The organism is Methylobacterium sp. Leaf125 (genome assembly GCF_001423085.1).
Lineage (GTDB): Bacteria > Pseudomonadota > Alphaproteobacteria > Rhizobiales > Beijerinckiaceae > Methylobacterium.
On the sequence record NZ_LMNU01000044.1, the window covers coordinates 1 to 2,442 of the forward strand.

The window sequence follows — 2,442 nt, forward strand, 5'->3', positions numbered from 1 at the left end:
GGGACAGGCGGCGAGATCGATGCCGCCGATCGCCAGGACCGTGAAGATCCACGGGCCCGCCACCAGCAGGGCCGCGTAGACGTAGGCTCCGGCGGTGCTGGTCAGGGAGCGCCCCTGCGTCATGCGCTCCAGGGCGAAGCCTAGGCCGGCCATGGTATCCTCCCGATCTCCCCYGCCGGYCCGGTATCCCGTAGGGATTCGGATCGTCCGGAGGCTGGTGGGTCGAGAGCGGCCGGGTCGACGGAGTCGCAGAGCGCCTCGTAGAGGCCGACGATCCGGTCCTGATCGAACACCGCGTGAATGCGCGCACGCAGATCCTGATCCGAGGCGCCCCGCTCACCCACCGCCGCAGCCGTCACAGCATACTCTCCGTTCGCTCGCCGCGGTAGGTTTTGATGCTACAGAGAATAATATTGCGATTAATGTATTATAATTTTCACTATACTGATTAGATTGACTGTTGCGACATAAATCAAGATAGATCAAGTAAAGCTTCCGATAATCCTAATTCAGATGTGATGCGAAACGATGTGGCCCTGGCTCGCGCAGGACCGACATCAGGTCGTGCATGGAACCAGGCGCCGCCCAGATGGGGGGCCCAGGACATTACGCCCTKGGTGTTSACSAGRTAGGCGAGCTCGGTCCGGTTCTTGGCCTGGAGCTTCTTCATGATGTTGCGCACATGCACCTTCACGGTGTTGGTGCACATRTTGAGTTCGTAAGCGATCACCTTGTTCGGCTTGCCGATCTGCAGGACGCCGAGGACAGCCGCCTCGCGCTCSGTCAGCCGGACCGACCCGCGTCCGCGCGCCTCGGCGGCCGGTGGGGCTGGGGGCGTGCAGACGATCCCGGMCGGGACGAAGCAGCCGCCGGCCAGCACCAGSGCGATGGCGCTCTGGGCCACCTTYACGGAACTCGTCATGGGGATGAATCCACTGAGTCCCCGYCGCATCGCTTCCGTGACCTGATGGTAATCCTCAAGTTCCGAYAGGAGGACGACCGGAACGCCGGGACTGACGCTGGCGAGGGTCTCCAGCTCACTCTCCATCTGCGCGATGCTGCGATGGGTTGCGGCGATCACGAYGACGGAGGCCGGGGSCCGGTCCTTGGCGGYCTTCTGCCAAAGTCCGACGGTGCAGAAGCCCAGGACCTGGGGCGCGTCGGCACTTCTCTGGATCTGGGAGATCAAGCTCTCCCGAAACAGGACCCGGGGGTCGATGATGACGACTNCTTCTGCCAAAGTCCGACGGTGCAGAAGCCCAGGACCTGGGGCGCGTCGGCACTTCTCTGGATCTGGGAGATCAAGCTCTCCCGAAACAGGACCCGGGGGTCGATGATGACGACGGTCGGTTGTTCAATCTTCCCAATTAGGATGTCGGATTTGATGTCCACAACCGGCATAGCTGAAGCCCCATCCGTGACATGTGACAATTATCTATCGGAGTGGAGCCTCAGAACCGCAGACCACCAATCCGGAGAATCCAGGCGTAACGGAATTAATACAGTTTTACAAAGAGCTAAATTCAGAATTTATGAATATTAGCGTTTGATAAATTCACAAATATATTTTTCTCTTCGATAAAATGGATCACCTCAAATTTTGACGAGTAAATTTTAGTTAGATAGCGATGCTGTCTCAGCGGTAGTTTTCCGTCCGGCCGCCACCCGCACCTTGGTGGCTCTGGTGGCTCTGGCCTCGACCCGGCCGCGCCTGTGGGTGCTCCTCGATCTGAACCGGGCTCAGGAGCGCGAAATCCCGATAACATCGTCGACGAAACGCTGCTGCGGCCCTTGAACGTCGAGCGCCTCAGCATTCTCCTGTCCTGGGCCGGGGAGCGCGCGGCGGCGTTGGCCGCACTGTGCCGGGCCGACGCGCTGATGCCGGGCACGCAGGAAATCGGTCGGATCATCCTGTTCGATCTCCTTCTTGCCAAAGGCCTGCGGGCGGAGGCTGCCGAGCGCACCGATTGGCGCAACAGATAACCTGCGATCGGAGCTATCACTAAAGAATATGGCTGATCATATGATGGTATAGCCCTAAATATCATTGATGCTAACTCAATCAGATTAGAGCGTGCTGCCGTTAGGCGCTATCGCTAATCCCCCCATCGCGATTGCCATAAATCTTAAAAAAATGACTAATATTATCTCGATTATTATTACAAATGGTTCTGATTTAAATTCATTCAAATAGGGGATTGCAATGCTTGAAGTCGTTCCAGACCGGACGGATCATCATCTGAGATCTTCGGAAACTGCGCATGCGTTGCATCTCTACGATGCGTCATCCGAGCACCTGATGCCGCAGGTCACGTCGACCCCGGCGATCAAACAGGCGGTRGTRATGGCCGGTGGCAAGGGGACGCGGCTCCATCCCTATTCGGCGCTGTTTCCCAAGCCCCTGATGCCSCTCAACGACATGCCGGTCCTGGAGCTGCTGCT

2 protein-coding genes are annotated in these 2,442 nt (G+C 58.1%); both read left to right on the forward strand.

Translation table 11 applies throughout. The annotated features are described in order from the left end of the window. The first annotated feature begins 1,791 nt into the window (after positions 1-1,791). Entirely contained in the window at positions 1,792-1,983 is a 192-nt protein-coding gene (locus ASF58_RS20130; protein WP_055956758.1) for a hypothetical protein, read from the forward strand. A gap of 220 nt (positions 1,984-2,203) precedes the next feature. Then, positions 2,204-2,442 (forward strand): sugar phosphate nucleotidyltransferase (locus ASF58_RS27300; RefSeq protein ID WP_244477418.1); only part of this gene is annotated, 239 nt, incomplete at its 3' end.